We start from the raw sequence: 22,521 nt of genomic DNA, 5'->3' as shown, positions 1-22,521 counted from the left end.
CCGGGTGGATCGCCGGAGGGCCTCCGGAAAGGCCCCCCGACGGCTCAGGAGACGAGCGTGGCCAGCGCCGCCCAGGTGTAGTCGCCCGGGAGTCCGTCGACCGGGCCGCTGTAACCGCCGAGCTTCGCCAGGTTCTGGAGCCCCATGTACGTGTTCTTGCCGGGCACCCCGTCGATCGGGCCGGTGTACCCGTAGCCGGTGAACAGCCTCTGCAGGCCCATCCACGAGTTGACGCCCAGCGCGCCGTCGGCCGGCCCCTTGTAGCCGCCGAGCTTGGCGATCCGCTGCATGGCCGCGTACGTGTTCGTCCCCGGGGCACCGTCGATCGGACCGCCGTAGCCGAAGCGCTTGCAGATGTTCTGCACGCCCTTCCACGAGTTGACGCCCATGACACCGTCGATGGTGCCCGTGTAGCCGCCCCTCCTGGCGAGGCGCTGGAGCCCCATGTACGTGTTCTTCCCGGGCACCCCGTCGAGCGGACCGGTGTAGCCGTAACCGGTGACGACCCACTGGACGCCGATCCAGGTGTTGGTCCCCGGGGCGCCGTCGAGGACGCCGGTGTAGCCGCCGGCGCCGGCGATCTTCTGGAGCGTCATGCCGCTGGAGCTGGAGGACGGGGGCGGGCTGCCGCCACCGACGACGGAGAGCGGGTTGATCCGGTCGTTGGCGGGGTTGTAGATGTGCCAGTGCAGGTGCGGGCCGGTCGAGTTGCCCGAGCCGGGGGCACCGGCGGCACCGCCGGACCAGCCGACGACCGTCCCGGCGGCGACGCTCGCGCCGTTGCTCAGCCGGAACTGCGAGAGGTGCATGTACTGACTGCGGTAGCCCTCGGCGTGGTAGATGGTGACGGTGTGGCCGCCGGTGCCGTTGTCGTAGATGTTCTCGATCGTTCCGGCTCCGCAGGCGGGCAGCGCGGTGCCCACGGCCATGCCGTAGTCGATGCCGTTGTGGTACGGCGGGTCCCAGGGGCCGGTGACGGCGTACGAGGTGAACGGGTTGTAGATCGCGGGCACGGCGTACGCGCTCGTGGGCAGCACGAGCCCGCCGACGGTCAACGCGCCGCCTCCGACCACCGCGCCGCGCAGCAGCGTGCGGCGGCTGAGGCCCGCGGGGGCCTGGGGGACGTCCGGGGCGTCATGGCCGCCGCAGCGGTGCGCCCCTGCCTCGTACTCGGTCAACGCTTCTCCCTGGGTTCGTCGATGGCTTCGGGAAGATCACGACCCGCTCATCCCACCGATCGGCGCCGTCCCCCGACAACCCAACGAATCCGCGGAGTCGGCCCCGCGGTTCCGCGGATTCGTTGGGTTGTCGCCCCCCTCGACAAGCGGTGATCTTGTCCCGTCCGAGGTCAGACGAGCGGCAGGAGGTCGGTCAGGTGGCTGGTCAGGTGTCCGAACCCGAGTGGGTTGACGACGAAGCGCGAGGACCGTCCCGGCGGTCCCTCCTGCGCACGGCCGGCGCACTGCTGCCGGCCCTGGTCCCGGTGGTCGGCGGCGCCGCCGGTACGGCCTCGGCAGCGGGCGCGCCCGGCGCGCCCCGCACGACGGGAGACCCCCGAGGGGCCTTCAGCGCACCCGGGTTCACATGGACCCTCGCGGGCGCCCCGGCCTCCGGCGTGCTGTTCGCGCTCACCGGCACCGACGGGCTCCCGTGGGCGGGCGGCCGCGTCCGGTTCTCCCTGAGCTCGTTCCACACGGTCCGGTCGAGCCTCTGGTTCGAGGTGTCCGAGGGCCACAAGACCCCCGAGCGCCTCGGCTACCTGGACCTCGACACGGACGCGCACGGCGCGGTCCTCCTCGACCGGTGGCTCCGCCACGGCGACGTGGCCACGGCCGGCGAGTCCGTCCTGCGGGCACAGCTGGTGGGTACGGAGACGATCCTCGCGACCGCGCGGCTGACGGTCGCCCGCGCCGGGAAGGGCACGCGATGACGAGAACGGTCGCCGGGGCCGAGTCGTGGGCCCGTCAGCACACCACCGACGGCGGCGCGTCGGGCTTCGACAACGGCTACAACTGGTCCCAGATGTGCCAGTCCCTGATGTTCCGGGCCTGCGACCTGACCGACTCGCGCGGGACGGCGTACGACGCCTGGGTGGCGTCGGGAGCGGGCAACTCCGACTGGTCGGCGGCCCCCCGCGGGGCCTTCCACTGGTGGGAGGACGACCCGAACTCACCCAGGCCCGGCCACGTCGCCCTCGACCTGGACGGCGGCGGCACCCGCGTCCTGATGGCGACGGGCCACCTGTCCGGCGGGGAGGACTTCGCCCCCGGCGGCTACCACATCGGCACCCAGTCCATCGCCCGCTACAACTCGCTCGCCGGCCTCCACTACCTCGGCTGGACGCTGGACAACTGCGGCGCGAAGATGGCCGACCTCGGGCAGCCGGGTTCCGGCGGCGGCACGGGCGGCTCGTACACCCTGACCACCGCCGACCAGAAGGTGCTGCAGAACCTCGCGAAGCGCGGCGGCTACACGGGCGTCGTCGACGGCATCATGGGCGTCAACTCGTGGAAGGGCGTCCAGACCGCCGTCAAGGGGTACGGCTACACGGGCCCCGTCGACGGCCTGCCGGGAACCAACACGTACAAGGCCGTCCAGTCCCTCGCCCGGGACGGCGGCTACCAGGGGCCCATCGACGGCCTCCTCGGCCCGAACACGATCCTCGGCGTCTCCGCCTGGCTCGCCGCCCACCCGTCGACCACCACCCCGCCCGCGCCCGGCCCGGCGCCCACGCCCGCGCCGACGGACGTCGTCCACGGCATCGACGTCGGCACCAGCCAGGCGAACCTGGACTTCCTGGCCGCGCGCAGCGCCGGGTTCCGCTTCTGCGTGGTGAAGTCCGGCGGCTCGAACGACGGCACCCACCTCCCCTACACCTCGCCGTACTACGTCCGGCAGGTCGACGCGGCACGGGCGGCCGGGTTCCTGGTCGGCCACTACTGGATGACGGGCTGGGGGCAGGCGTCCACCGACGCCGAGTACTTCCTCACCCATCTGAGGGACTACCGCGCCGGTGAGCCGCTGATGATCGACGTCGAGGGCGTCGACGGCAGCCCGGTGTGGACGGACGCGCAGACGGCGGAGTTCATCGGGATCGTGAAGGCCCGCCTGGGCACGACCCCGTTCCTCTACACGTACTCGTCGCTCCTCCAGTCCCGGTCCTGGACGCAGACCATCGCGACGGGCGCGAAGCTGTGGATCGCGGACTACGGCGCCGTGGCGGGCAGCCCGCGGATCGGCACGGCGTATCCGGGCTGGGCGATCCACCAGTTCAGTGACGCGGGGTCCGTGAAGGGCGTCACCGTCGACCTGAACCACGCGAAGCCGGACGCCTTCGGGACGGCCGTCCTGCCGCCGCCCGGCGCGAACCCTGTCCCCGACGCGGGGACGGGCGGCATCTCGCTCACCGACGGCGTGACCCTCCAGCGGATCGCCGAGCTCGGCGGCTACACGGGCCCCATCGACGGCGTCCTCGGCGTCAACTCGTGGAAGGGCGTCCAGGCCCTCCTCACCCAGCTGGGCCTCTACAGCGGCCCGATCGACGGCGTCCCCGGCACGAACACGTACAAGGGCCTGCAGAACCTGGCGAAGGCGGGCGGCTACACCGGTCCGGTCGACGGCGTCATGGGCCCGAACACGTACACCGGCCTGCGGAACTACCTCGCGCAGGCGAACGGCACCGGGACCGTGACGATCTCCGCGGCGGACGCGAAGACGCTCCAGCAGGTGGCGCAGGGCGGCGGCTACACGGGCCCGGTGGACGGCGCCATGGGGATCAACTCCTGGAAGGGCGTCCAGACGGTCCTGTCCCGGGGCTACTACAGCGGTCCCGTCGACGGGGTCCCCGGCCCGGAGACGTACAAGGGCCTCCAGCGCCTGGCCGCCGACTACGGCTACACGGGCCCGATCGACGGCGTCCCCGGCGCGAACACCTACGCGGGCCTCCGGTCGTACCTGAGCGTGACGGGCAACGGCCCCGGCCCGATCTCGGCGGCCAACGCGACGATCCTCCAGAAGCTCGCCAAGGGCGGCGGCTACACGGGGCCGGTCGACGGCGCCATGGGAGTGAACTCCTGGAAGGGCGTCCAGACGGTCGTCAAGGGGTACGGCTACACGGGCCCGCTCGACGGGGCGCCGGCCACCAACACGTACAAGGGCCTCCAGACCCTGGCGAAGGCGGGCGGCTACACGGGCACGGTCGACGGCGTCATGGGCGTGAACAGCTGGAAGGGCGTCCAGACCGTGATGCGCCGCTTCGGCTACACGGGCCCGATCGACGGCCTCCCGGAGACGAACACGTACGCGGCGATGCAGCGGATGGCGGCGGTCGGCGGCTACACGGGACCGGTCGACGGCGTCCTCGGCTCGTTCAGCTGGGCCGGGATCCAGGCGTGCCTGCGCGGCTGGGGCTACGCGGGCCTGATCGACGGCGTCCCCGGCACGGGGACGTACATCGCCCTCCAGAGCCTGGCGCAGGTGGGCGGCTACGGCGGCCCGCTGGACGGGGTGCCGGGATCGAACACGTACGCGGCCCTGAACAACCTGGTCACCTGAGCCGACTCAGGTGACCAGGCACTGAAGGGGGGCGGGTTCTCGCCGGGGGTTCCCGCCGGGGGTTCCCGCCGGGCAGGTCCTAGGCGTCGAGGACCTGCCCCTCCCGCTTCACGACGGGCGGCTCGACCGACCAGGGGAAGTTGATCCACTCGTCGGTCTTCTTCCACACGTACTCGCACTTCACGAGGGAGTGGGACTTCTCGTAGATGACGGCGGAGCGGACCTCGGCGACGTGGTCGACGCAGAAGTCGTGGACGAGCTTCAGCGTCTTGCCGGTGTCGGCGACGTCGTCGGTGATGAGCACCTTCTTGTCGCTGAAGTCGATCGCGTCCGGGACCGGCGCGAGCATGACGGGCATCTCCAGCGTGGTCCCGACCCCCGTGTAGAACTCCACGTTGACCAGGTGGATGTTCTTGCAGTCGAGCGCGTAGGCCAGACCACCGGCGACGAAGACGCCGCCGCGGGCGATGGAGAGCACGACGTCCGGCTCGTAGCCGTCGTCGGCGATGGTCTGGGCGAGCTCGCGGACGGCGTTGCCGAAGCCCTCGTACGTCAGGTTCTCGCGTACTTCACTCATGCCGCTACCGCCTCACACCTGGGTCCGATGGAAGTTCATGAAGGAGCGGGAGGCCGTCGGCCCCCGCTGGCCCTGGTACCGCGAGCCGTACCGCTCGCTGCCGTACGGGAACTCGGCGGGCGAGCTCAGCCGGAACATGCACAGCTGCCCGATCTTCATACCCGGCCACAGCTTGATGGGGAGCGTCGCGAGGTTCGACAGCTCCAGGGTCACGTGCCCCGAGAACCCGGGGTCGATGAACCCGGCGGTGGAGTGCGTGACGAGCCCGAGGCGCCCCAGGGAGCTCTTCCCCTCCAGGCGGGACGCGATGTCGTCCGGCAGGGTGATGACCTCGTAGGTGGAGGCCAGCACGAACTCGCCGGGGTGGAGGATGAACGCCTCGTCGCCCTCCGGCTCGACCTCACGCGTCAGGTCGAACTGCTCGACGGCGGGATCGATGTGGGGGTAGCGGTGGTTCTCGAACACCCGGAAGAAGCGGTCAAGCCTCACGTCGATGCTCGAGGGCTGCACCATGGATTCGTCGTACGGGTCGATGCGGACCCGTCCGGATTCGATCTCGGCCCGGATGTCCTTGTCTGAGAGAAGCACGCTCTTACGATACGCAGAGGGCGCGGACCTGCCCCAATCGGCAGGGCGCCGCGCCCCGGCCGCCGGCCTCAGCCCTCGGCGCCACCGGTCACCACGGGGACGGCGTGCCGCAACCGCGCGCACCGCGGACACCGAATGAGCCGCCCGGGCCCGATCCGCCCGGCCCCGAGCTGCTGCAGCGGGAACGAGGCGGTACTGAACACGTGCCCTTCGGCACAGCGGACGACGGTGCGCTCCATGGAACCCATCAAGTCCCTTCCCCTACACATACGGTGGACGAGCAGCCACATTAGGGGATCAACAGGACGCCCTCCAGGCGGCACTCCGAAACACGCGACGGCGTGAACTTCGCCTCAAGTGGCCCATGGGGTACAGTGTGCAACGATGCGGCACGGTTCATCCGGCCGCTGCGCGGATGTAGTTTAATGGTAGAACATGAGCTTCCCAAGCTTATAGCGCGGGTTCGATTCCCGTCATCCGCTCTTGAACGAAGCCCCAGGTCAGCGACCTGGGGCTTCGTCGTTGTTCTCGGGGCCGCTGCTCACCGGCAGTCGTCGCCCCCGCGGTGCGTCGGGTCGGGGGCGCACAGCCAGCCGTTGACGGCGAAGCGGCTGTCCTCGTGCTGCTTTCCGGGGCATACGACCGGGCGTACCTCGTGCCAGGCGGTGGGCAGGAAGAAGACGATGCTGTCGTGCTCGGGCTCCCAGTCCCGCCAGGTACGTTCCTCCCACTCCCCGGTGGTCTCGGTGTGCAGCGGCAGGGCGGCGTCGAAGACGCGCAGCTCGCCGCCCCCGAACGGCCGGGGCGTGCGGTGCAGGTAGTACACGAAAGTGAGCAGACGGCGGGGGGAGTACGCGACGCTGGTGTCCTGGTGCGGCCCGTAGAAGTCACCGTCGTTGTGCACGTTGAGACCGTAACTGGGCTCGGTGCGGCGGCAGTCGACTCCCAGAACGTGCTCGACTGCCTCTCGTACGTCGTCGATGGCCGCCAGTAGCTCGGGTGCCTGAAAGTCGGAGCAAGACCGGGATCTGCGCAGGTCAGGGGCCAGCTCCCGGTCCCGGACCAGGGACGGCTTGAGCCGGTCGCCGGTGGAGGCGATGGCACGCTCCAGCAGGAGGCCGGCCGTCCTCTCGCCCAGGAACCCGGTGATGCGGCAGACCGTCACCGGGAGCCGCCAGATCGCATCCGTGGACACCGGCGACAGACCCTGCGTCGTCATCGCCCCGCCCCGGACGGAGTGCCCGCCACGGCCTCGCGCAGCACGGCGACTTCGGCCCTGAGGTCCTCCACGTGGCGCTGGAGCGCCTGGATGCAGACCAAGGACACGCCGAGGCCGTCGACGACGGGGATCCTGGTGTCGTCCGGGTTGAAACCGAAAGCGGCGTGCCAGTCCTGGGCCATCGGCCCGAGGTGACGGACACCCTCGGGCTCCCAGAGGTAGCGCCAGGTGCCGACCGGCAGCGCGGCCACGGCGTCCAGGACGGCGAAGCCGTTGACCGCGCCGACCGGGGACACGACGATGCTGTCCCGTGGACCTGCCGCGGAAGGGTCCGGAGAAGCGTCGCCGGCCGCCCGGGGCCGCCTGCTGAGGATCCGCATCGTCACCGGCTCCAGTCGACCGGGACCACGTCCTGCTTGAGCCCACGGTCACTGCAGAGCGAACACGGGGAGCCCGGCACCCCGGGCCCCTGGTCGGTACCGACGGTGATCGCCCCGTGGGCCCCGACGGGAGCGTGCACGCCGTCGCCGACGAGTGCGGCTTCGTAGCCGCCGAGCAGCTCCTGAAGGGTTCCGGGACCCAGGTTCTCCGGGGCGGTGATCGAGGCCACACCGTCGTAGTCGGTGAAGGCGGCCCCCAGCGTCCGGCCTCCGACGGTGGCGAACACGATCTTCGCTCCCCGGATGGGCTCCCCGGTGATGGCGTCGGAAGCCATCGCGTGGATGTTCTCCAGTTGCATCTGGGTGACGTTCAAGGTGGCCTGGCTGGTCGTGAGCCTGACCGGCTTGAGGCTGGGGCATTCCGCGCCGCTGCACGGCGCGGGCGACGAGGGGGTCGCGGTCGCGGCGACACCGCTTCCCGCCCCCATCGACGCCAGAGCGGCTGCCATCACCGCGACGGTCCTACGACCGACAGAACCCATGTCCACTCCCTGGGAGCCGCTCGGGCGCGCTCCGCACCGGCGTGGAAGGCCGGGACGGTCCTGGCGCATGCGGCACTCGACCGATGCCGCCCCCGTGGGACGACGCGAACGACCGTAGCCACACCCGTCCGGCGTGGGTGCCCGATGAACACGATTACGCACCATCTGATGAATCGCCGACGGCGCCGTGACGAACGCGGACGATTCATACCGGCCGACGGGGGGCCACCCTGAGCACCGGTCCTGAACCGACGTGCCCCGTGGTCTCCCGCCGCGGGCGTCCCCCACGCACCGGCCCCGCCGTCGCTCCCTCCAGGAGGACGGACACCGGGCGTTGCCGGGTGGGGAGGCCGGCACGGACCGTGGCCGTGGCCGGTTCGTCGGTGCTGGTGTCGACGTAGACGGACTCCAGTTCGCCGATCCCGCGGTCCCCGGGGTCCACCACGTCCTGGTTGCGTCGTTCGCGGATGTCCGCTGCCCGGATCATGCCGCCCCTCCCCGCTCGGTCGCCGGCGGGGGAAGCGTGGCGCCGAGGAGTTCGGTGGCCTGCGTGATGTTGTCGGCGTGGACGGCGCGGGCCATGGCCGCGCGGGCGGCCTCCGGTGGTGTGTCCGCCGGGACGACCATCAGGGAGAAGTGGTCGTTGTCGCCGCGGGTGACCAGGACGGTGTCGTCGCCGACGGGGAAGGAGTCGAGGTGCACGACCCGGTCGTCGACCACCAGGCGGGTCGGGATGGCGTTCCAGGCGGAGGCGTCCAGGCCGACCCGGGTGACGGGCCCGAGGTACTCGGTCAGGACGGTGAGCAGCGACGGGAGCTCCTGCTCGACGTCACGTGAGCGCGGCCACCACGCGCCGTCCAGAAGGCTCTGCCGGGACCCGGTCGTCTCCATCCGGAGCAGCGCGGTGCCCGGCCCGACCGACCGGTGGATCTCGTCCGGCAGGAGGCGCCGGGGCGCCGGGACGTGGTGGGGGGAAACGTTCGCGTCGGTCATGGTGGTCCGCCCGTCCACGGTTGGTGCCGCTTCCGCCGGGTCGGTGCGACAGTGGACGCCGGGCCGGCGGGCGGGGTGACGGCCCCGCACTTTCACCGTACTCCGGGAGGACGCGCGGACGCGCAGCTCTCCGTCGTGGAACCGATCGGCTCCCGGGCTCCGGACGTACCGTGGACGTATGGGGGCGTACTCGCCTGACTTCGGTCGCCCGGGCAGGCCCGGGGGGGGGGAGGGAAGGACGGCGACGTCCTGGACCGCAACGAGCCGGACGCCGGAGCCGTCGCCGCCGGGGACGCCGAAGTCCGGATCGTCTCCGCCTCCACGGACGCCGCCCGCAGAGTGGCCGACACCCTGCGCCACCGTCTCGCCGACGGTCAGCGGTGCGGCTGACCCGCCCCAGGCAAGGGCACCCGCCTGCGTCCCACCGTCGACACCACCCGCACCGCCGGGCCGGGCCTGACTGACCACCGGCTGTCCCCAGCGGGGCACCGGGCCCCACGCCGAGGGACCCCGACCGGGCAGCCGGAGTCGGCGCATGCGCATGGCGGCCCCGGCCTCCGCGAAGCATCCTGGAAGCCGCACCGCGATGCCGTCGGATCGGCCCGTCGGCACCGGTCCACAGTGTCGCCCCGCCGCTCGCCTGGAGGCCCCGGATGACCGTCGGACGGTACGAGGACGGGGTTCCCGGTCGCTCGGAGAGCTTCGGGGAGATGCTGCTGGGCGGGCTCCTGGACCACGCCCACGCGTTGCCGCCCGACCGGGTCGGATCGGCCCTCGCCGACGCGATCGTACAGATCGGGGGCCGCGAGGTGCGGATCCTGCTCCAGGACTACGGCCAGCGGAATCTGGTCCCCCTGGCCGGGGACGGGCTGGAGGACGGCGATCCCGTGCCCATCGACGGTTCGGCGGCCGGTCGCTGCTTCCTCACCTCGCGTCCGGTCGAGGTGCCGGTGGTCGAGGGGGTGCGGGTCCATGTCCCGCTGCTCGACGGCGGCGACCAGGCCGGTGTCCTGGCCGTCACGCTGGACGCGGTCGACGACGACGCCCGCCGCCTCCTGCGCAGGCTCGCGGCCCTGGGCTCCGACATCATCCGGACCAAGAACGGCTACACCGACCTGTTCTTCCGCACCCGCCGGGGCGAAGCGATGAGCGTCGCCGCCGAGATCCAGTGGTCGCTCCTGCCACCGCTGGCCATGACGATGCCCCGCGTCGCCGTGGCGGGAGTCCTGGAACCCGCCTACGACGTGGCCGGCGACAGCTTCGACTACGCCCTGAACGGCGACGTCCTCCACCTCGCCGTGATCGACGCCATGGGCCACGGCCTGGACGCGGCGACCATGGCGACCGTCACCATCGGGGCCTACCGGCACGCCCGCCGCACCAGCGTCGAACTCTCCGAGATCTACCTCTTCATGGACCGGGCTGTCGCCGAGCAGTTCGCCCTCGACCACTTCGTCACCGCCCAGATGCTGCGGCTCGACACCGGCACCGGCCGCCTCCAGTGGGTCAACGCCGGGCACCCCGCCCCCATGCTGATCCGCGAGCACCGCGTCGTACGCCGCCTCGACAGCCCCACCACCCTCCCCGTCGGCTTCGGCGGAGACCAGCCGCAGGTCAGCGAGGTGGCGCTCGAACCCGGGGACCGGATCCTCTGCTTCACCGACGGCCTGATCGAGGAACACGAGAGCGGACAGGAGGAGTTCGGCGAGGACCAGCTGATCAACTGGGTGAATCAGATGGACAGGGCGGACCGGGAGGTGCACGCGGTGGCGCGGGACCTGTCCCACACCCTCAAGCGGGCACGTGGCGAGGCCACTTCGGACGACGCCACGCTCCTCCTGGTCGAGTGGCGCGGGTGACGGGGGGACGTGCCGCGAGGTGGGGTCACCGACGCCGACCGGGCGGATGCTCCCGGCCCGGGAAATCGGCCGGACGGACACCACTCGTCCGCCCCCGGCGCGGAGTAGGCTGAACGTACCGGGAGTAACTCGAACACCCGCTCCCATGCGGACGTCGTTTCCGGCGATCAAGACACTGGGCCGCCCTGCAGGGCGGCCCGGAGACGGGTCCGCGATCATGACCACCACCCTCGCACCCTCGCATTCGGCGCGCCTTTCGCTGACGCCGAAGACCACACTCGCCGGTCTCCTGGACGGCGCCTGGTGGCCCCGCTCGCGTGACCTCGCCGCTGAGCTTCCGCCCCTGGTCGACGCGCTGGAAGAGCGCTTCGGACGCATCACACGGGTCACGGTGAACCCCACCCGCTGGCCCGTCGTCCCGCACAAGGTCGCCGTCACCGGCCACACCGTGCACGTCGGCTGGTTCACCGAACAGGATCCCGACAAGATGATCCTGCTCTCCTACACCGTCGGCCGCGTCGACCTGCTGGTGATACCGCCCGAGACCGAACCCGCCGCGGCCACCCGGCTCATGGCGGCCGCCGCCGTCCCCGCAAGCGTCCTCACCGCTGGCGCCCTGATGTCCGACGAAGCCGCGACCGGCCGCCGCATGCGCGACGCCCGCAGCAGCGAGGACGCCTGGGAGACGGACGGAGGAGCCGCCCTGCCGCCCCTCCGGCACCCGGTCGTCGGCGCGCGGATGATTCCGCTGCCGAAGAACACGCGGTGGTGACGACATGGAGACCCTGATCGCGCTCGTGGCCGCCGCTGTGCTGATCACACTCGGCACGCGCATCGTCCACCGGCTCAACGCCCAGCACGACGCACGCATCGCCGCCCGCCACTACAGCGACCCCTTCCCGGCCATCTTCCGACCGCCCGGTCACAGCCCCCGCACGCCGACAGAGCAAGCAGCCCGCCGCAGGGCCATGGGCACCTGGCCCTGACCGCTCCAGAGACCACTCCTCCGACCGAAGACCGCGGGTGGGGCACCCGACATCCGGGACAACCCACCCGCCGGCCTCTCGCTCACCCATGAAGGGACCCGCCCCTTGTACCGCACCGACACCGCGGCCCTGCCCTCGGCCGGACAGGCCGAGATCCGCATCGTCGCCGCCACCCCCGAAGCCGCCCGCGCAGTCGCCGAGGTGATCCGCCGCTCGTTCGCCGGGACGGAACAGCGCAGCTACCCCGTCCTCGACGGCGGCACCCGGCTCCACCTCACCGTCGACACCGAAACCGCCGCAGAGCCCGCCCGCTCCTGGCTCACCACCAGCAGATCGTCCCCTCTCACCGGCACCCACGCCGACGAAGTCTGAGCGGAATCGGACCTTCACACGACGAAAGGACTCGGTCATGGCCACACTCCACCAGCGACAGGGGTACCGCGACCGGGTCCTGACCGCCCTCTACGAAGCCACCGAAGGCAACCGCCTCCTCGGCATCACGGGACGGAAGCTGCGCAACGACCTGCGCATCCCGGAGGAAGACCTGGCCGCCGCCTGCACCTACCTCACCGGCGAGGGCCTGATCACCGTCGACTGGGAACCGGGCAACACACCCGCGATGGTCTCCCTCACCCACCAGGGAATCCTCCGCATGGAGACCGAGGAACAAGAGCGCGGGTGAGCCGGACCACCCCGACGTCCCGCTCTCGCCCGGCCCGCCCGGCCGAGAAGTCGTACGATTGAACATGGATCGAGCACGCTCACGTGTGACGATCCGGAAGGGCGGCCCCGACGGAGTGAATGCGCCGGGGCCGTTGTGACGACCGCCGCCAGGCCCGCGCACCCGGCGTCTCGGACGTGGCACCGGCCGGTACGTCGGCGCCCGTCGTCCTCGCGACGACAGTCAGCGCCGGCCCGGAGATGCGCCGTCGCGGCCCGCGCGCTGTCGCGGGCCCCGACCCCTTCCGTCGTCTACTGCATGGCGCAGAGGAGCGGGGGTGCCAGGCGGCAGTGGACCAGAGTCCTGCGAGGTGCGGGTCGCGGAGGCGGGGCGGGACGGCGGTGCCGTGGTGCGCGCGGTTCCCCGTGCGCGAGGAGAACCGCTGTGAGCATCGGGACGCAGGTCAGGAGCAGGAACGTCATGACCGGCCTGCCGCCGTCAGGGAGCCTGCATGGGCCCGCTGCCGTCGTACCGGTACAACGGCGTCCAGAAGGTGCTGAACGGCCCGGGAGGGGTTCGCGAGTCTGAGACGGCGCCCCTGCCGGGGCCACCAGTCGAGGACGGCCAGGAAGCCGGAGTCGCAGAAGGTGACCCGGGAGGCGTCCAGGACGAGCCCGGTGCAGCCGTCGTCGGCCGCCGAGGCCAGCAGTGCCCGCAGCGGGGCGGCGCTGAAGTGGTCGATCTCTCCGGCGAGGCGGAGGACCAGGGTGGTGCCGAGGGTGGTGCAGGAGTCGACGACTATGACACCGGGCGCGGTGTCCGCGCCCGAGTCGTGCACGACGGGACGAGCGGGGGCGGCGAGAGCGGCGGACAGTATCGGTGCGGCGCTTGAAGTACTCACGTCCCCATCAACACCTCCCGCCCGGGGACGGGGAACGAGCCACGCGACCCTTTCACCCCATGTGACCAGCACCGATCCCCGACAAGGGGGAAAGATTCCACCCGAACGAGGCAGGCGGACGCCCATGATGCGACCGCTGTCCTCCGCAATCGCCGCGACCGAGCCCCGAGTGGGAGCGGCTCTCCGGGCACCCTGCCGACTCGAGAGCTCGATGGACCGTGGACTTCGACCGGAGACCCGTCGCGTGCCCCATCCGTGCCCTTCACGGCGGTGAACAGCGGTCACCAGGGGTGCGGGCGGAACCCCTCGGAACACCCTGCGAAGATGCTTGCCCGCAGGTCAGAGGCCATATTGGCGGCCGAGGCGTCGGTGATTCCCAAGCTTATAGCGCGGGTTCGATTCCCGTCATCCGCTCTTACGAGAAGGCCCAGGTCAGAGACCTGGGCCTTCTCTGTTGTCTAGACCTGTCGGGGGCGTCGTGCCATTCGCGTGCCATAGGCGCATGAAGTCAGGGCGCTGGGTGGCCACCGCATGAGTCGAAGCCCACCCCGCCGTACGTGCGATTGGGTGATGATGACGCCGTGATCGTGGATCTGAGCAACTACGAGCTGGTGTGGCCGACATCGCTGTTCGTGTCGGAAGGGGAACACATACTGAAGCCCCAGAGCTCCCGGTCCTCTTGGGAGGAACGCGTGGAATGGCTCCTCACCGAGGCCCTGGTCGGGTCGACAGCCGTGACGGACTTCCAGGAAGCCGAGACTCCCCATGACGGCTGGAGTTCCCCGCAGGGCGCCTGGCCCAAGGCAGACACCCGAGAGGCCTGGTTCTCCGAGCTCGTCAGCCGTGCTTCGGAGATACGGCCCGCGGTCGCACCCCGACCGTACTGGCCTCAGCGGCATGGACGCGGCGTGTCTGTCGACGGAAGCACCGCTCGAGATGCCCGGCGTGACTTCGCACGGATCATCACCGACTTCGAGAACAACGGTTATTTGGCGGAGCAGTTCGGCGAGGACTGCATCGACGGTTCCGAGCACGAGCTTTCCGACGCCTCGGCTGTGATCGAACGTCGCCTCGGCATTCCAGACCTGTGGTGTTCGGCGAGAAGTACGGCGACCACGTCCGCATCGTCGACATCGGCGACTTCTCCCGCGAGCTCTGCGGCGGCACCCACATCGGCCACGGCTCCAACGCGGGCCCGGTCCGCATCGTCGGCGAAGCCTCCATCGGCTCCAACCTCCGCCGCATCGAAGCCCTCACCGGCCGCGACGCCCTCGACCACTACGACACCGAACGTCGCCTCCTCGAAGAACTCTCCACCCTCCTCGGCACCCGCCCCCAGGACGCCCCCGACACCCTCCGCAAGCGCCTCGACACCCTCGCCACCGCCGAACGAGAACTCAGCCGCCTCCGCGAGGCCGAGCTGCAAGACCGCGCCCAGCAGCTCGCCGCCTCCGCCCGCGCGGTCGTCGGCGGTCGGGTCATCACCGAAAAGGTGACCGGCCTCGGCCCGGACGAGCTCCGAACGCTCGCCCAGCACACCGCCGGCCTCCTCGACGCCGATCACGCCGTCGTCGTCCTCGGCACCGAGCACGACGGCAAGGCCCTCCTGGCCGCCGCCGTCACCCGCAGCCTCCACGACACCGGCACGGACGCCAGCCACATCCTCATCCCGGCCGCACGTGCGGTCGGCGGCGGAGCCGGCGGCAAGGGCCCGATCGCCAGCGCCGGAGGCCGCCGAACCGAAGCCCTCGACGAGGCCCTCACGCTCGCCGCCCAGGACGCTACCCGAGTCCTCGCCCCGTAACGTCCGGGGGCTGGTGCCGCCGCAAGCGGCACCAGCCATCCACATCACAGACCGGGTACGCCCGGCCCCAGCTCCTTCAGGAGCACCACGCTCTCGTAGTTCGTCACGGCCCACCGCCAGGACCCGACGGGCACGTAGCCACGCCTGCGATACCAGCCGACCAGGTCCACCGCCTCGACGGACGTATCGATCACCACCCGCGAGGACCCGAGCGCGGCAATGCGTTCCTCCGCCAAGGCGAGCAGCCTCTGCCCCAGCCCCGTCCCCCGGTAGGAAGGGTCCACGGCCAGCTGCCAGAACGACCCCGACCCCGCCGGATCCGGATACCCCTTCGGGACCTCATGGAGAGCCGCCACCGTCACGGTGCCCACGAGCCCACCCGCTTGCAGAGCCAGCCAGCACTCGCCCCTGCCCAGCCTGTAGGCCGTGTCTTCCACCGACTGGTACGAGGCGAAGAAGACTCGGCCTTCGGCCGCATGGCCCGAATAGGCGCGGTGAAGCAGGCTCGTCAGGTCTGCAATCGAGTCGCCCTCGGCGAACAACCGAAGCACGATCGGCTCACGGCTGCCGCGCCGCGTTCGCCCGCCCACCGGTGTTCTATCCACGTGATCAAGTATCGACCGGACAAGGCTGCACCACCTGCTGAACTGCGGGTACGTCGCCGACAGACACATCATTGCCCAGCTCACCCGGCCCACTTCACTACGCTGGCCGCTGGGATGCCCACGCGAAGAGGTAGACCATGTGCCGTACGGTCCAGGGCAGAACGCCCATGTCATTGACCGCATCACCCCCGTGCCACCCGTGCCCTCGCCCGGAGCGGGATCGAGTCGTCGGCCAGCGAGGAAGCTTCAAGACCAGGCGTCAGGGCAACGACACCACGGCTCGCGAGGTCCTGCCCATGCGTGTGCGCCGCGCTCGACCCTCGCCGGCGGCCTCTCCCCGCCCGAGACTCGTCAGCGCCACGACGACCCTGGACAAGCCGGTCACCATCCGACCGCCGGCCGCCTCTCTTCCGAAACGCCGTACTCGGAGTACACGAATACCTGTGTTCGCGACCTGAGATTTCAACGTCCCTCGCGGAGAGGGTTTTTCCCAGCGACGCACGGGAGAAATATTCGACGCCCAAAGACTACGAGGACGTGCTACTGTCTATCTCAGTTGCAGTTTTGGTACCCAAAAAAACTTCGAGCGCTCCCGACGGCCGCGCGCCGCTCGGAAGCGCTTTATATTTCCGGTCATTTTCCGGGCAGGGCATCATCGCGGCGACACGGCGTCCGTAGGGTACGGGTGCCGCTGTACTGCCCCAAGGAGATACGACATGGCTGCTGGCACCGTAAAGTGGTTCAACGCGGAAAAGGGTTTCGGCTTCATCGAGCAGGACGGTGGCGGCGCTGACGTGTTCGCCCACTTCTCGAACATCGCCGCCCAGGGCTTCCGCGAGCTGCAGGAGGGCCAGAAGGTCACCTTCGACATCGCGCAGGGCCAGAAGGGCCCGACGGCCGAGAACATCGTCACCGTCTGACGCTGACGCACATCTTGCAGCTGGGGCCCGCATCCCTCGGGGTGCGGGCCCCAGCTGCATGCATTTCCGCAGTGATTCCTCCTGCCGGAAAGCCACCTAAAGGTACGTGACCCGCTCTTCAGAGCCCTACCCCTCGACGCCCCGAACAAAGTTCCGCGCGCATCCCCTTTTCAGCCGCGTCGCCACGAGTTTTCCGTGCGCCACGTTCGCTTTCGCTTCTCGAATTACATTCGGTCCGTACCTGTGATTCCGCGTGCTGCCCTTACGCTGCGGAACTCCTTGATGCGTGCCGTATCAAGGAAGGTTCTGAATGAACCCCACACGTACGAACAACCGCTCTTCCCGCACCCGCCGCACCGGCGCTCCCGCGTTCCGCTCCACCTCCGGTTCGACCCGGGGCAGCCGCTTCGGTGTGTCGTCCGCCCCGAGCCGCTCGGGTGCTCCCCGCCGCTCGGGAGGTCAGGGTCGGCGGCCCGCCCCGGTACAGGGCGAGTTCGCCCTGCCGAAGACGATCACTCCAGCGCTGCCCGCCGTCGAGGCGTTCGCCGATCTCGACATGCCGAAGAACCTGCTGGACGCGCTCACCACGCAGGGCGTCTCCATCCCCTTCCCCATTCAGGGCGCGACGCTGCCGAACTCCCTGGCGGGCCGTGACGTCCTGGGCCGCGGCCGGACGGGCTCCGGCAAGACCCTCGCCTTCGGCCTGGCCCTGCTGGCCCGCACCGCCGGACAGCTCGCCGAGTCTCGTCAGCCGCTCGCGCTGGTGCTGGTCCCCACCCGGGAGCTCGCCCAGCAGGTCACCGACGCCCTCACCCCGTACGCCCGCGCCGTGAAGCTGCGCCTGGCCACCGTCGTCGGCGGCATGCCGATCGGCCGGCAGGCGCACGCGCTGCGGAGTGGCTCCGAGGTCGTCGTGGCCACCCCCGGACGCCTCAAGGACCTCATCGACCGCGGGGACTGCCGGCTGAACCAGGTCGCGATCACCGTCCTGGACGAGGCCGACCAGATGGCCGACATGGGCTTCATGCCCCAAGTCACCGCGCTGCTGAACCAGGTCAGGCCCGAGGGCCAGCGGATGCTCTTCTCCGCGACCCTGGACCGCAACGTCGACCTCCTGGTCCGCCGCTACCTCACCGACCCCGTCGTCCACTCCGTCGACCCCTCCCAGGGCGCGGTCACGACGATGGAGCACCACGTCCTGCACGTGCACGGCGCCGACAAGCAGCGGTTGACCACCGAGATCGCGGCGCGTGACGGCCGGGTGATCATGTTCCTGGACACCAAGCACGCCGTGGACCGGCTCACCGAGGACCTCCTCCGCAGCGGCGTGCGGGCCGCCGCCCTGCACGGCGGGAAGACGCAGTCGCAGCGCACCCGTACCCTGGCCTGGTTCAAGGCCGGACACGTGACCGTGCTGGTCGCCACGAACGTGGCGGCCCGCGGAATCCACGTCGACCAGCTCGACCTCGTCGTCAACGTGGACCCGCCCACCGACCACAAGGATTACCTCCACCGCGGCGGCCGCACCGCGCGTGCAGGCGAGTCCGGCAGCGTCGTCACCCTCGTCACGCCCCAGCAGCGCCGTGGCATGACCCGCCTCATGCAGGACGCGGGCATCGTGCCCGAGACCAGCCAGGTCCGCTCGGGTGAGGCAGAGCTGATCCGGATCACCGGCGCCCAGGCACCCTCCGGCATCCCGGTCACCATCACGGCACCGGCGCCCGAGCGCCCCAAGCGCAGCACATCCTCGTCCCGTGGCCGGCGCAGCTCCGCCTCGGCCGCCCGGCGAGGCGGCGCCCGTCGGCCCGCCTCCCCCGTGGCGGCGGCCTGAGAACCATGTGATCCGGAAATTCGCCCATCTCTGCAGGAGGCATATTGTGACGCTGGTCCGGATGCAGCCCGGCTCATCGAGTACCAGTTCTAGACCTCAGACGGTCCACGAGGTCATGGAGGTGGCCGGACCACAGGTCTGCGATGACATGACGGTCGAAGTGGCCCTGGCCGTGATGGCCAGTGCGCGCACCGGGCATCTCATCGTCTGCGACGAGGACGGCCTGTGCACCGGGCTGGTCACCCGGGCCCAGCTCATCGCCGTCTGCGACAGCGCCGCCTACGACGACCAGATCCGGTTGCGCGCCGTACCCGGTGACCGGGGGCTGTTCACCTCGCCCCTGACCCCGACGGCCGAAGCCGAACACGCGATGCGCCGCCGCCGGCTCGACGCGCTGCCCGTCGTCGACGAACAAGGTTGCGCCCTGGGCGTCCTCGCCCTGGCTCGCTGAACCGCCTCGCCACGGCTCAACCGTCCCTCCCCATTCCTGTGAGGCATCATGCGCTGTGTCATCGCCCGCTTCCCCTTCGACCTCACCAAGAGCGGCGTCCTGCAGTCCATGCAGGGCATCAAGCCCGAGCCGGCCGTTGGCGAGTCCGTGATCATCGGCCGCCGCACCTACCCCGCCAAGCAGGTCGGCCAGGTCATCACCCGCCAGGACCGCCGCGACTTCACCGCCGGTGAAGTCCTCCGCGCCATGGCCAAGCTCGGCTTCACCTGCCGCAGCCTCCCCCAGAACACCGCGCCCGCCCACAGCCTCGACCCCCGTCGGCATGCTTCCGCGATGCTCGGCTCCCCGGCCGTCTGACCGGGGATCAGCGGGTGCCGGCACCCGCTTGACGAGGGAGGGGTCTGACCGGCACATGTGCCAATCAGGCCCCTCCCTCGTGGCATGGGTTTCAGAAATGGCTCGGCGGTCGAGCGCCGGGCTCACTTGCCAGGTGGAGCTGGCGCAAGGTGCGGTCCGTCTCCTGCCTGAGGTGTTCAGAAGAAGCCAGACGCTGCCACAGCGGGTCGGGACGGCAGGGCACGGTGGCGCCCCGACCAGCCCATTCCTCGGCGAGCCGCGCGTACAGGGGCGTGTCATGATCCGCCGCTTCCACAGAGGTCTGGCCCCGGGCGTGTGCCGGTCCGCGGAAGAACTGTCGCCTTGCTTGTTCCGGGAGGCGTGGTGCAGCCCTGCGCTTGCCGCTGCCCGCCTGCGCGTCGCGGCCGGAGGACGTCCAATAATCATCCGCATGGGTCATTGGGGCGATTCTTCACCCCTGGGACACAGCAGGGGATCAGGCGCGCACGGTGAACAGGCGTGCAACCAGACAGAGTCTGATCCTGGGAGGCTGCGGAATGAGCATCGGTCGGAGGGTCACCCCGAGCGTCCCGGGCCGGCCTCCTACGGTGCCCGCAACAGGGAACAACGTCCTTGTCGAGGGGCGGGACCAGACGAAGGGCATCGACGTGGACGTCGAGCCGGGTGAGCCGGCGCTCCAGGAACAGCGCTCGCCAGATCCCGGCAGGTGGTTCATGAAGCGGTACGGGGTCAGTGATCGGAGTAGCTGAAGTCGCCCACGGTCCAGGCGCTCACGTCCGCGATCGAGACGCGGTACATCCCGCCCGTCTCCGGGATCCCCACCGTGCCCTGCAGGATCCGCGCCAGGTGGAAGTGCAGATGGGTGGGCAGTCCGTCCTTCCGGGTGGGTGCGGTGAAGACGGCGGAGAACTCTCCCAGGCGATCGGAGTCCGCCAGCACCTCCGAGACCCGCTGCCTCCATACCGCTTCGGGCGCCAGTCGGCCGGTGATGACCGTGCCACCGGCGACCACCGTCAAGGACATCTGATTGCTCTGCCCGGACTCCACCAGGGTGGCAACGTCCACGAGCAGCTCGTCAAGCTTCGCCATGAGAGCCGATACTATTCACGGCTCGTCCCGTCCTCTCCACGGGTCATGCCTTCCGGAGAGAAGGGCCGCCACCGCTTTCCCTTCAGAGGCAGCTCTACGGGACCCGGCCGCCGGCGACAGCTGCACCGGCTCCGTCCTGGAAACCACCCAGGTCGTCTTGTGCGACTCCGGCTTCCTCGCCGACCGCGACCGGTGCCCAGGCAGGAACGCAGGCTCAGGTCCGTCGAACGCTCCCGGCCCGTACAGCGTCTCCTGAACGCTGCCGCCTCGGCACGACAGCGGCCGTTCCTGATGCACTCCGTCCCGGGACGACGCACGGACGTCATGGCCTTCAAGCTCCTGACCTGCGCCCCGTGCCCGCGACGGTTCCCCCGTCCGTCGCCGGCCCCGACACCTTCGCCTCCCTCTCCGGCTGCGCCGCACTGACGCCGGTCCCTGCACCAGGCTGCACCAGACCAGAAGAGAGGGGGCGGTCTACCGCGGGGAGGAGGCGCTTACGGTCTTTCCTCCAGAGGCCCGGGAAGTCACCGAGGTCGCTGTGGCGAGCCGGTTGACCATGGGCCACCCGAAGCCTCCAGTTCCGCCCTTGAGGTCGGGGGTACGCATGCGCGGGGCATGGGGGCTGGGGTCGTGCACGGCCACCTCGATGCCGTCCGGACGGGCGGCCAAGTCCAGTACGCAGATGCCGCCGCCGTGCCGCAGGGCATTGGTGACGAGTTCCGAGACCACCAGGACCACGGTGTCGGCGGCCTCGGACGCGAGCGCCGGCATGAGCCCGTCGAGGAAGGACCGGGCCCTGTCACGCGCCCAAGCGATGGAACCCGAAGGGTGGTCGATCGCGATGTCGACGCTCATCGTTTCCATCGGATTCCTCTGGTCAGCCGATCACGCATGCCCGTTCCTCCCCGCCCGCCGCATCTGCCCCCAGAAGCGGCTGGCAACCAGGCGCGACCGCTCTGCGCCCGACCTGCGTCACTCTCCGAAGCCGATTACCTCGCTGCCGAGCACACGAAAATCTACATTGGCCAGAGTAGACATTGGGTAGTGGCGTCGCTATGGTTTCTTCCGTAGCCGAGAAGGACAGCAGGGCCTGGCAGAGACGAACTGCCGGCAAGCAGTACCCGCAGTACAGGTAGTTGCAGTTCGCAGGACGGTGCGGCGGCGGAGTTTCGAAGCCAGGGTTGTTGCAGGACGGCGACGGGACTGGCGGCCGGACCGGGTGGCCCGCAGTGATCAGGGGCCGCCGCGCGGGACCGCGGTCATGGCATGTGCGGTACCCGTGAGTGTGCAGTTCCCAGCAGTGAAGTAATGGAGCGGTACCCCTGGTGAAGGCGTCGGCTGCGGGCGCGCGCACCGGGAAGTTCGGCAGTGGGGTTCCAAGCCAGAGCAGACGCAGGACGGGCAAACGGGGCTGGCTGCCGAAGAGTGGCGCCGTCACAGGCCACTGAGCAGTTCGCATCACCAGCAGTACCCGCAGTAGAGCAGTACCAGCAGTACGCAGTACCCCAGTGGTAGGTAGTTGATCACCGAGGGATGAACGGAGGAACGAAGCACCATCAGGATCGCCCGGACGGAAGTCTTGAGTCCGGGTACCGCAGGACATCGATAGTGAGGTGGTCTCCGGTCAAGCAACCTCGATCCCCGCAGCCCCGGCAGCAGACAGGTCGGGTACGCGGACACAGAAGGCCGACGCGATATCAGGGTCGGCATGTGGTGTAGAAGTTCCTTCGGGGCCCTGGTGCCAGTACGGCACCAGGGCCCCTCCACGCGTTCCAGAGAGAGGTGCAGATGACAGCAGATGACTCGTACGACCGACTCGACGACGACGACTACCCCGCCTACACGATGGGCCGGGCCGCCGAAATGCTCGGCACCACCCCCGCCTTCCTGCGGGCCCTGGGTGAGCACCGGCTGATCACCCCGCTGCGCTCCGAGGGCGGCCACCGCCGCTACTCCCGCTACCAGCTGCGCATCGCCGCCCGCGCCCGGGAACTCGTCGACCAGGGAACCCCGATCGAGGCCGCCTGCCGCATCATCGTCCTCGAGGACCAGCTCGAAGAAGCCCAGCGCATCAACGCCGAATACCGCCGCGCCACCGAAACGGCCCACCCATCGGCCGTGGCTTGAGGGGGTTCGACCGCCGTCGACACCGGCCGACGATGCGCCGGCGCCGTGAACACCCGCAGGACGAGTCGGTCGGTCTC

25 protein-coding genes, 1 tRNA gene and 2 pseudogenes are annotated in these 22,521 nt (G+C 70.2%); 15 read left to right on the top strand and 13 right to left on the bottom strand.

The features are described 5' to 3' along the window. Positions 1 to 44: 44 nt before the first annotated feature. Positions 45 to 1,178 (bottom strand): peptidoglycan DD-metalloendopeptidase family protein, encoded by a 1,134-nt coding sequence (locus AB0G79_RS02350; protein ID WP_360798772.1) that lies wholly within the window; start codon positions 1,176 to 1,178, stop codon positions 45 to 47. 209 nt (positions 1,179 to 1,387) lie between these two features. Between AB0G79_RS02350 and AB0G79_RS02345 the strand changes: the two genes are divergently transcribed. After that, positions 1,388 to 1,930 carry a hypothetical protein gene (locus AB0G79_RS02345; RefSeq protein WP_360798769.1) on the top strand — a complete coding sequence of 181 codons (543 nt, stop codon included), beginning with the start codon at positions 1,388 to 1,390 and terminating at the stop codon, positions 1,928 to 1,930. Further along, a complete protein-coding gene (locus AB0G79_RS02340; RefSeq protein ID WP_360798767.1) occupies positions 1,927 to 4,554 on the top strand; it encodes a GH25 family lysozyme in 2,628 nt (875 codons plus the stop codon). Before AB0G79_RS02345 ends, AB0G79_RS02340 begins: the two co-directional genes overlap by 4 nt. 79 nt (positions 4,555 to 4,633) lie before the next feature. Here the strand turns inward: AB0G79_RS02340 and AB0G79_RS02335 are convergent, their stop codons facing one another. The 3 genes from AB0G79_RS02335 to AB0G79_RS02325 form a co-directional block, all read right to left on the bottom strand. Then, positions 4,634 to 5,131, bottom strand: a complete 498-nt coding sequence (locus AB0G79_RS02335) for a phosphoribosyltransferase (RefSeq protein ID WP_360798764.1) — start codon at positions 5,129 to 5,131, stop codon at positions 4,634 to 4,636. Between the two features lie 12 nt (positions 5,132 to 5,143). Further along, on the bottom strand, positions 5,144 to 5,719 hold the full coding sequence (gene dcd, locus AB0G79_RS02330; protein ID WP_360798761.1) for a dCTP deaminase: 576 nt from the start codon (positions 5,717 to 5,719) through the stop codon (positions 5,144 to 5,146). A gap of 68 nt (positions 5,720 to 5,787) precedes the next feature. Further along, a complete protein-coding gene (locus tag AB0G79_RS02325; RefSeq protein ID WP_360798758.1) occupies positions 5,788 to 5,967 on the bottom strand; it encodes a hypothetical protein in 180 nt (59 codons plus the stop codon). A gap of 163 nt (positions 5,968 to 6,130) precedes the next feature. On the opposite strand from AB0G79_RS02325, the gene AB0G79_RS02320 reads away from it, so the two are divergent. Next, positions 6,131 to 6,201 (top strand) — tRNA-Gly (locus tag AB0G79_RS02320). 59 nt (positions 6,202 to 6,260) lie between these two features. Here AB0G79_RS02320 and AB0G79_RS02315 read toward each other — a convergent pair. The 5 genes and pseudogenes from AB0G79_RS02315 to AB0G79_RS02295 all read right to left on the bottom strand — a co-directional run bounded on the left by AB0G79_RS02315 (position 6,261) and on the right by AB0G79_RS02295 (position 8,853). Next, complete coding sequence (locus AB0G79_RS02315; protein WP_360798755.1) at positions 6,261 to 6,938, bottom strand: 2OG-Fe(II) oxygenase; 678 nt, start codon at positions 6,936 to 6,938, stop codon at positions 6,261 to 6,263. Beyond that, on the bottom strand, positions 6,935 to 7,234 hold the full coding sequence (locus AB0G79_RS02310; RefSeq protein WP_240495383.1) for a tail fiber domain-containing protein: 300 nt from the start codon (positions 7,232 to 7,234) through the stop codon (positions 6,935 to 6,937). The genes AB0G79_RS02315 and AB0G79_RS02310 overlap by 4 nt, the downstream gene beginning before the upstream one ends. A gap of 86 nt (positions 7,235 to 7,320) precedes the next feature. After that, positions 7,321 to 7,827: a hypothetical protein gene (locus tag AB0G79_RS02305; protein ID WP_360798752.1), complete on the bottom strand. Its 507-nt coding sequence runs from the start codon at positions 7,825 to 7,827 to the stop codon at positions 7,321 to 7,323. A 325-nt stretch (positions 7,828 to 8,152) separates the two neighbouring features. After that, positions 8,153 to 8,347, bottom strand: a pseudogene (locus AB0G79_RS02300) (PRC-barrel domain containing protein); the annotation flags it as partial. After that, the gene (locus AB0G79_RS02295; RefSeq protein WP_360798749.1) at positions 8,344 to 8,853 is read right to left on the bottom strand and encodes a DUF5994 family protein; all 510 of its coding nucleotides are present in this window, start codon (positions 8,851 to 8,853) and stop codon (positions 8,344 to 8,346) included. The gene AB0G79_RS02295 and the pseudogene AB0G79_RS02300, both read right to left, overlap by 4 nt. 653 nt (positions 8,854 to 9,506) lie before the next feature. Here AB0G79_RS02295 and AB0G79_RS02290 point away from each other — a divergent pair. From AB0G79_RS02290 to AB0G79_RS02270, 5 genes are all read left to right on the top strand, one after another. Then, positions 9,507 to 10,712, top strand: coding sequence for a PP2C family protein-serine/threonine phosphatase (locus AB0G79_RS02290; protein ID WP_360798746.1), 1,206 nt, complete (start codon positions 9,507 to 9,509; stop codon positions 10,710 to 10,712). Positions 10,713 to 10,929: 217 nt separating this feature from the next. After that, positions 10,930 to 11,484, top strand: coding sequence for a DUF5994 family protein (locus tag AB0G79_RS02285; RefSeq protein ID WP_360798743.1), 555 nt, complete (start codon positions 10,930 to 10,932; stop codon positions 11,482 to 11,484). A gap of 4 nt (positions 11,485 to 11,488) precedes the next feature. After that, a complete protein-coding gene (locus AB0G79_RS02280) occupies positions 11,489 to 11,698 on the top strand; it encodes a hypothetical protein (protein ID WP_319009454.1) in 210 nt (69 codons plus the stop codon). A gap of 105 nt (positions 11,699 to 11,803) precedes the next feature. Then, the gene (locus AB0G79_RS02275) at positions 11,804 to 12,070 is read left to right on the top strand and encodes a hypothetical protein (RefSeq protein WP_360798740.1); all 267 of its coding nucleotides are present in this window, start codon (positions 11,804 to 11,806) and stop codon (positions 12,068 to 12,070) included. 37 nt (positions 12,071 to 12,107) lie between these two features. Further along, a complete protein-coding gene (locus tag AB0G79_RS02270) occupies positions 12,108 to 12,380 on the top strand; it encodes a hypothetical protein (protein WP_360798737.1) in 273 nt (90 codons plus the stop codon). Positions 12,381 to 12,837: 457 nt separating this feature from the next. On the opposite strand, the gene AB0G79_RS02265 is transcribed toward AB0G79_RS02270, so the two are convergent. Continuing rightward, positions 12,838 to 13,260 (bottom strand): STAS domain-containing protein, encoded by a 423-nt coding sequence (locus AB0G79_RS02265; RefSeq protein WP_360798734.1) that lies wholly within the window; start codon positions 13,258 to 13,260, stop codon positions 12,838 to 12,840. Positions 13,261 to 13,841: 581 nt separating this feature from the next. On the opposite strand from AB0G79_RS02265, the pseudogene AB0G79_RS02260 reads away from it, so the two are divergent. Together AB0G79_RS02260 and AB0G79_RS02255 are read left to right on the top strand one after the other, a co-directional pair. Beyond that, positions 13,842 to 14,351: pseudogene (locus tag AB0G79_RS02260) on the top strand (hypothetical protein); the annotation flags it as partial. After that, entirely contained in the window at positions 14,351 to 15,064 is a 714-nt protein-coding gene (locus AB0G79_RS02255; RefSeq protein WP_360798731.1) for a DHHA1 domain-containing protein, read from the top strand. The pseudogene AB0G79_RS02260 and the gene AB0G79_RS02255, both read left to right, overlap by 1 nt. A 44-nt stretch (positions 15,065 to 15,108) precedes the next feature. On the opposite strand, the gene AB0G79_RS02250 is transcribed toward AB0G79_RS02255, so the two are convergent. Next, on the bottom strand, positions 15,109 to 15,669 hold the full coding sequence (locus AB0G79_RS02250; RefSeq protein WP_360798728.1) for an N-acetyltransferase: 561 nt from the start codon (positions 15,667 to 15,669) through the stop codon (positions 15,109 to 15,111). A 716-nt stretch (positions 15,670 to 16,385) separates the two neighbouring features. Between AB0G79_RS02250 and AB0G79_RS02245 the strand changes: the two genes are divergently transcribed. From AB0G79_RS02245 to AB0G79_RS02230, 4 genes are all read left to right on the top strand, one after another. Further along, positions 16,386 to 16,589: a cold-shock protein gene (locus AB0G79_RS02245; RefSeq protein ID WP_200430022.1), complete on the top strand. Its 204-nt coding sequence runs from the start codon at positions 16,386 to 16,388 to the stop codon at positions 16,587 to 16,589. A 310-nt stretch (positions 16,590 to 16,899) separates the two neighbouring features. Beyond that, on the top strand, positions 16,900 to 18,420 hold the full coding sequence (locus tag AB0G79_RS02240) for a DEAD/DEAH box helicase (protein ID WP_360798725.1): 1,521 nt from the start codon (positions 16,900 to 16,902) through the stop codon (positions 18,418 to 18,420). 46 nt (positions 18,421 to 18,466) lie between these two features. Continuing rightward, positions 18,467 to 18,871, top strand: a complete 405-nt coding sequence (locus AB0G79_RS02235) for a CBS domain-containing protein (RefSeq protein ID WP_360798722.1) — start codon at positions 18,467 to 18,469, stop codon at positions 18,869 to 18,871. A gap of 48 nt (positions 18,872 to 18,919) precedes the next feature. Beyond that, the gene (locus tag AB0G79_RS02230) at positions 18,920 to 19,228 is read left to right on the top strand and encodes an SCO5918 family protein (protein ID WP_360798719.1); all 309 of its coding nucleotides are present in this window, start codon (positions 18,920 to 18,922) and stop codon (positions 19,226 to 19,228) included. 729 nt (positions 19,229 to 19,957) lie between these two features. On the opposite strand, the gene AB0G79_RS02225 is transcribed toward AB0G79_RS02230, so the two are convergent. Both AB0G79_RS02225 and AB0G79_RS02220 read right to left on the bottom strand, forming a co-directional pair. After that, complete coding sequence (locus tag AB0G79_RS02225; RefSeq protein WP_360798716.1) at positions 19,958 to 20,317, bottom strand: hypothetical protein; 360 nt, start codon at positions 20,315 to 20,317, stop codon at positions 19,958 to 19,960. A 474-nt stretch (positions 20,318 to 20,791) separates the two neighbouring features. Continuing rightward, on the bottom strand, positions 20,792 to 21,181 hold the full coding sequence (locus AB0G79_RS02220) for an ATP-binding protein (protein WP_360798713.1): 390 nt from the start codon (positions 21,179 to 21,181) through the stop codon (positions 20,792 to 20,794). A 924-nt stretch (positions 21,182 to 22,105) separates the two neighbouring features. Between AB0G79_RS02220 and AB0G79_RS02215 the strand changes: the two genes are divergently transcribed. Beyond that, entirely contained in the window at positions 22,106 to 22,444 is a 339-nt protein-coding gene (locus AB0G79_RS02215; protein WP_360798710.1) for a MerR family transcriptional regulator, read from the top strand. Positions 22,445 to 22,521: the final 77 nt, after the last annotated feature.

The organism is Streptomyces sp. NPDC020807 (assembly GCF_040641575.1).
Taxonomy (GTDB): Bacteria; Actinomycetota; Actinomycetes; order Streptomycetales; family Streptomycetaceae; genus Streptomyces.
Note: the sequence above shows the minus strand (reverse complement) of the source record. Positions and strands in the feature narration are given on the sequence as shown.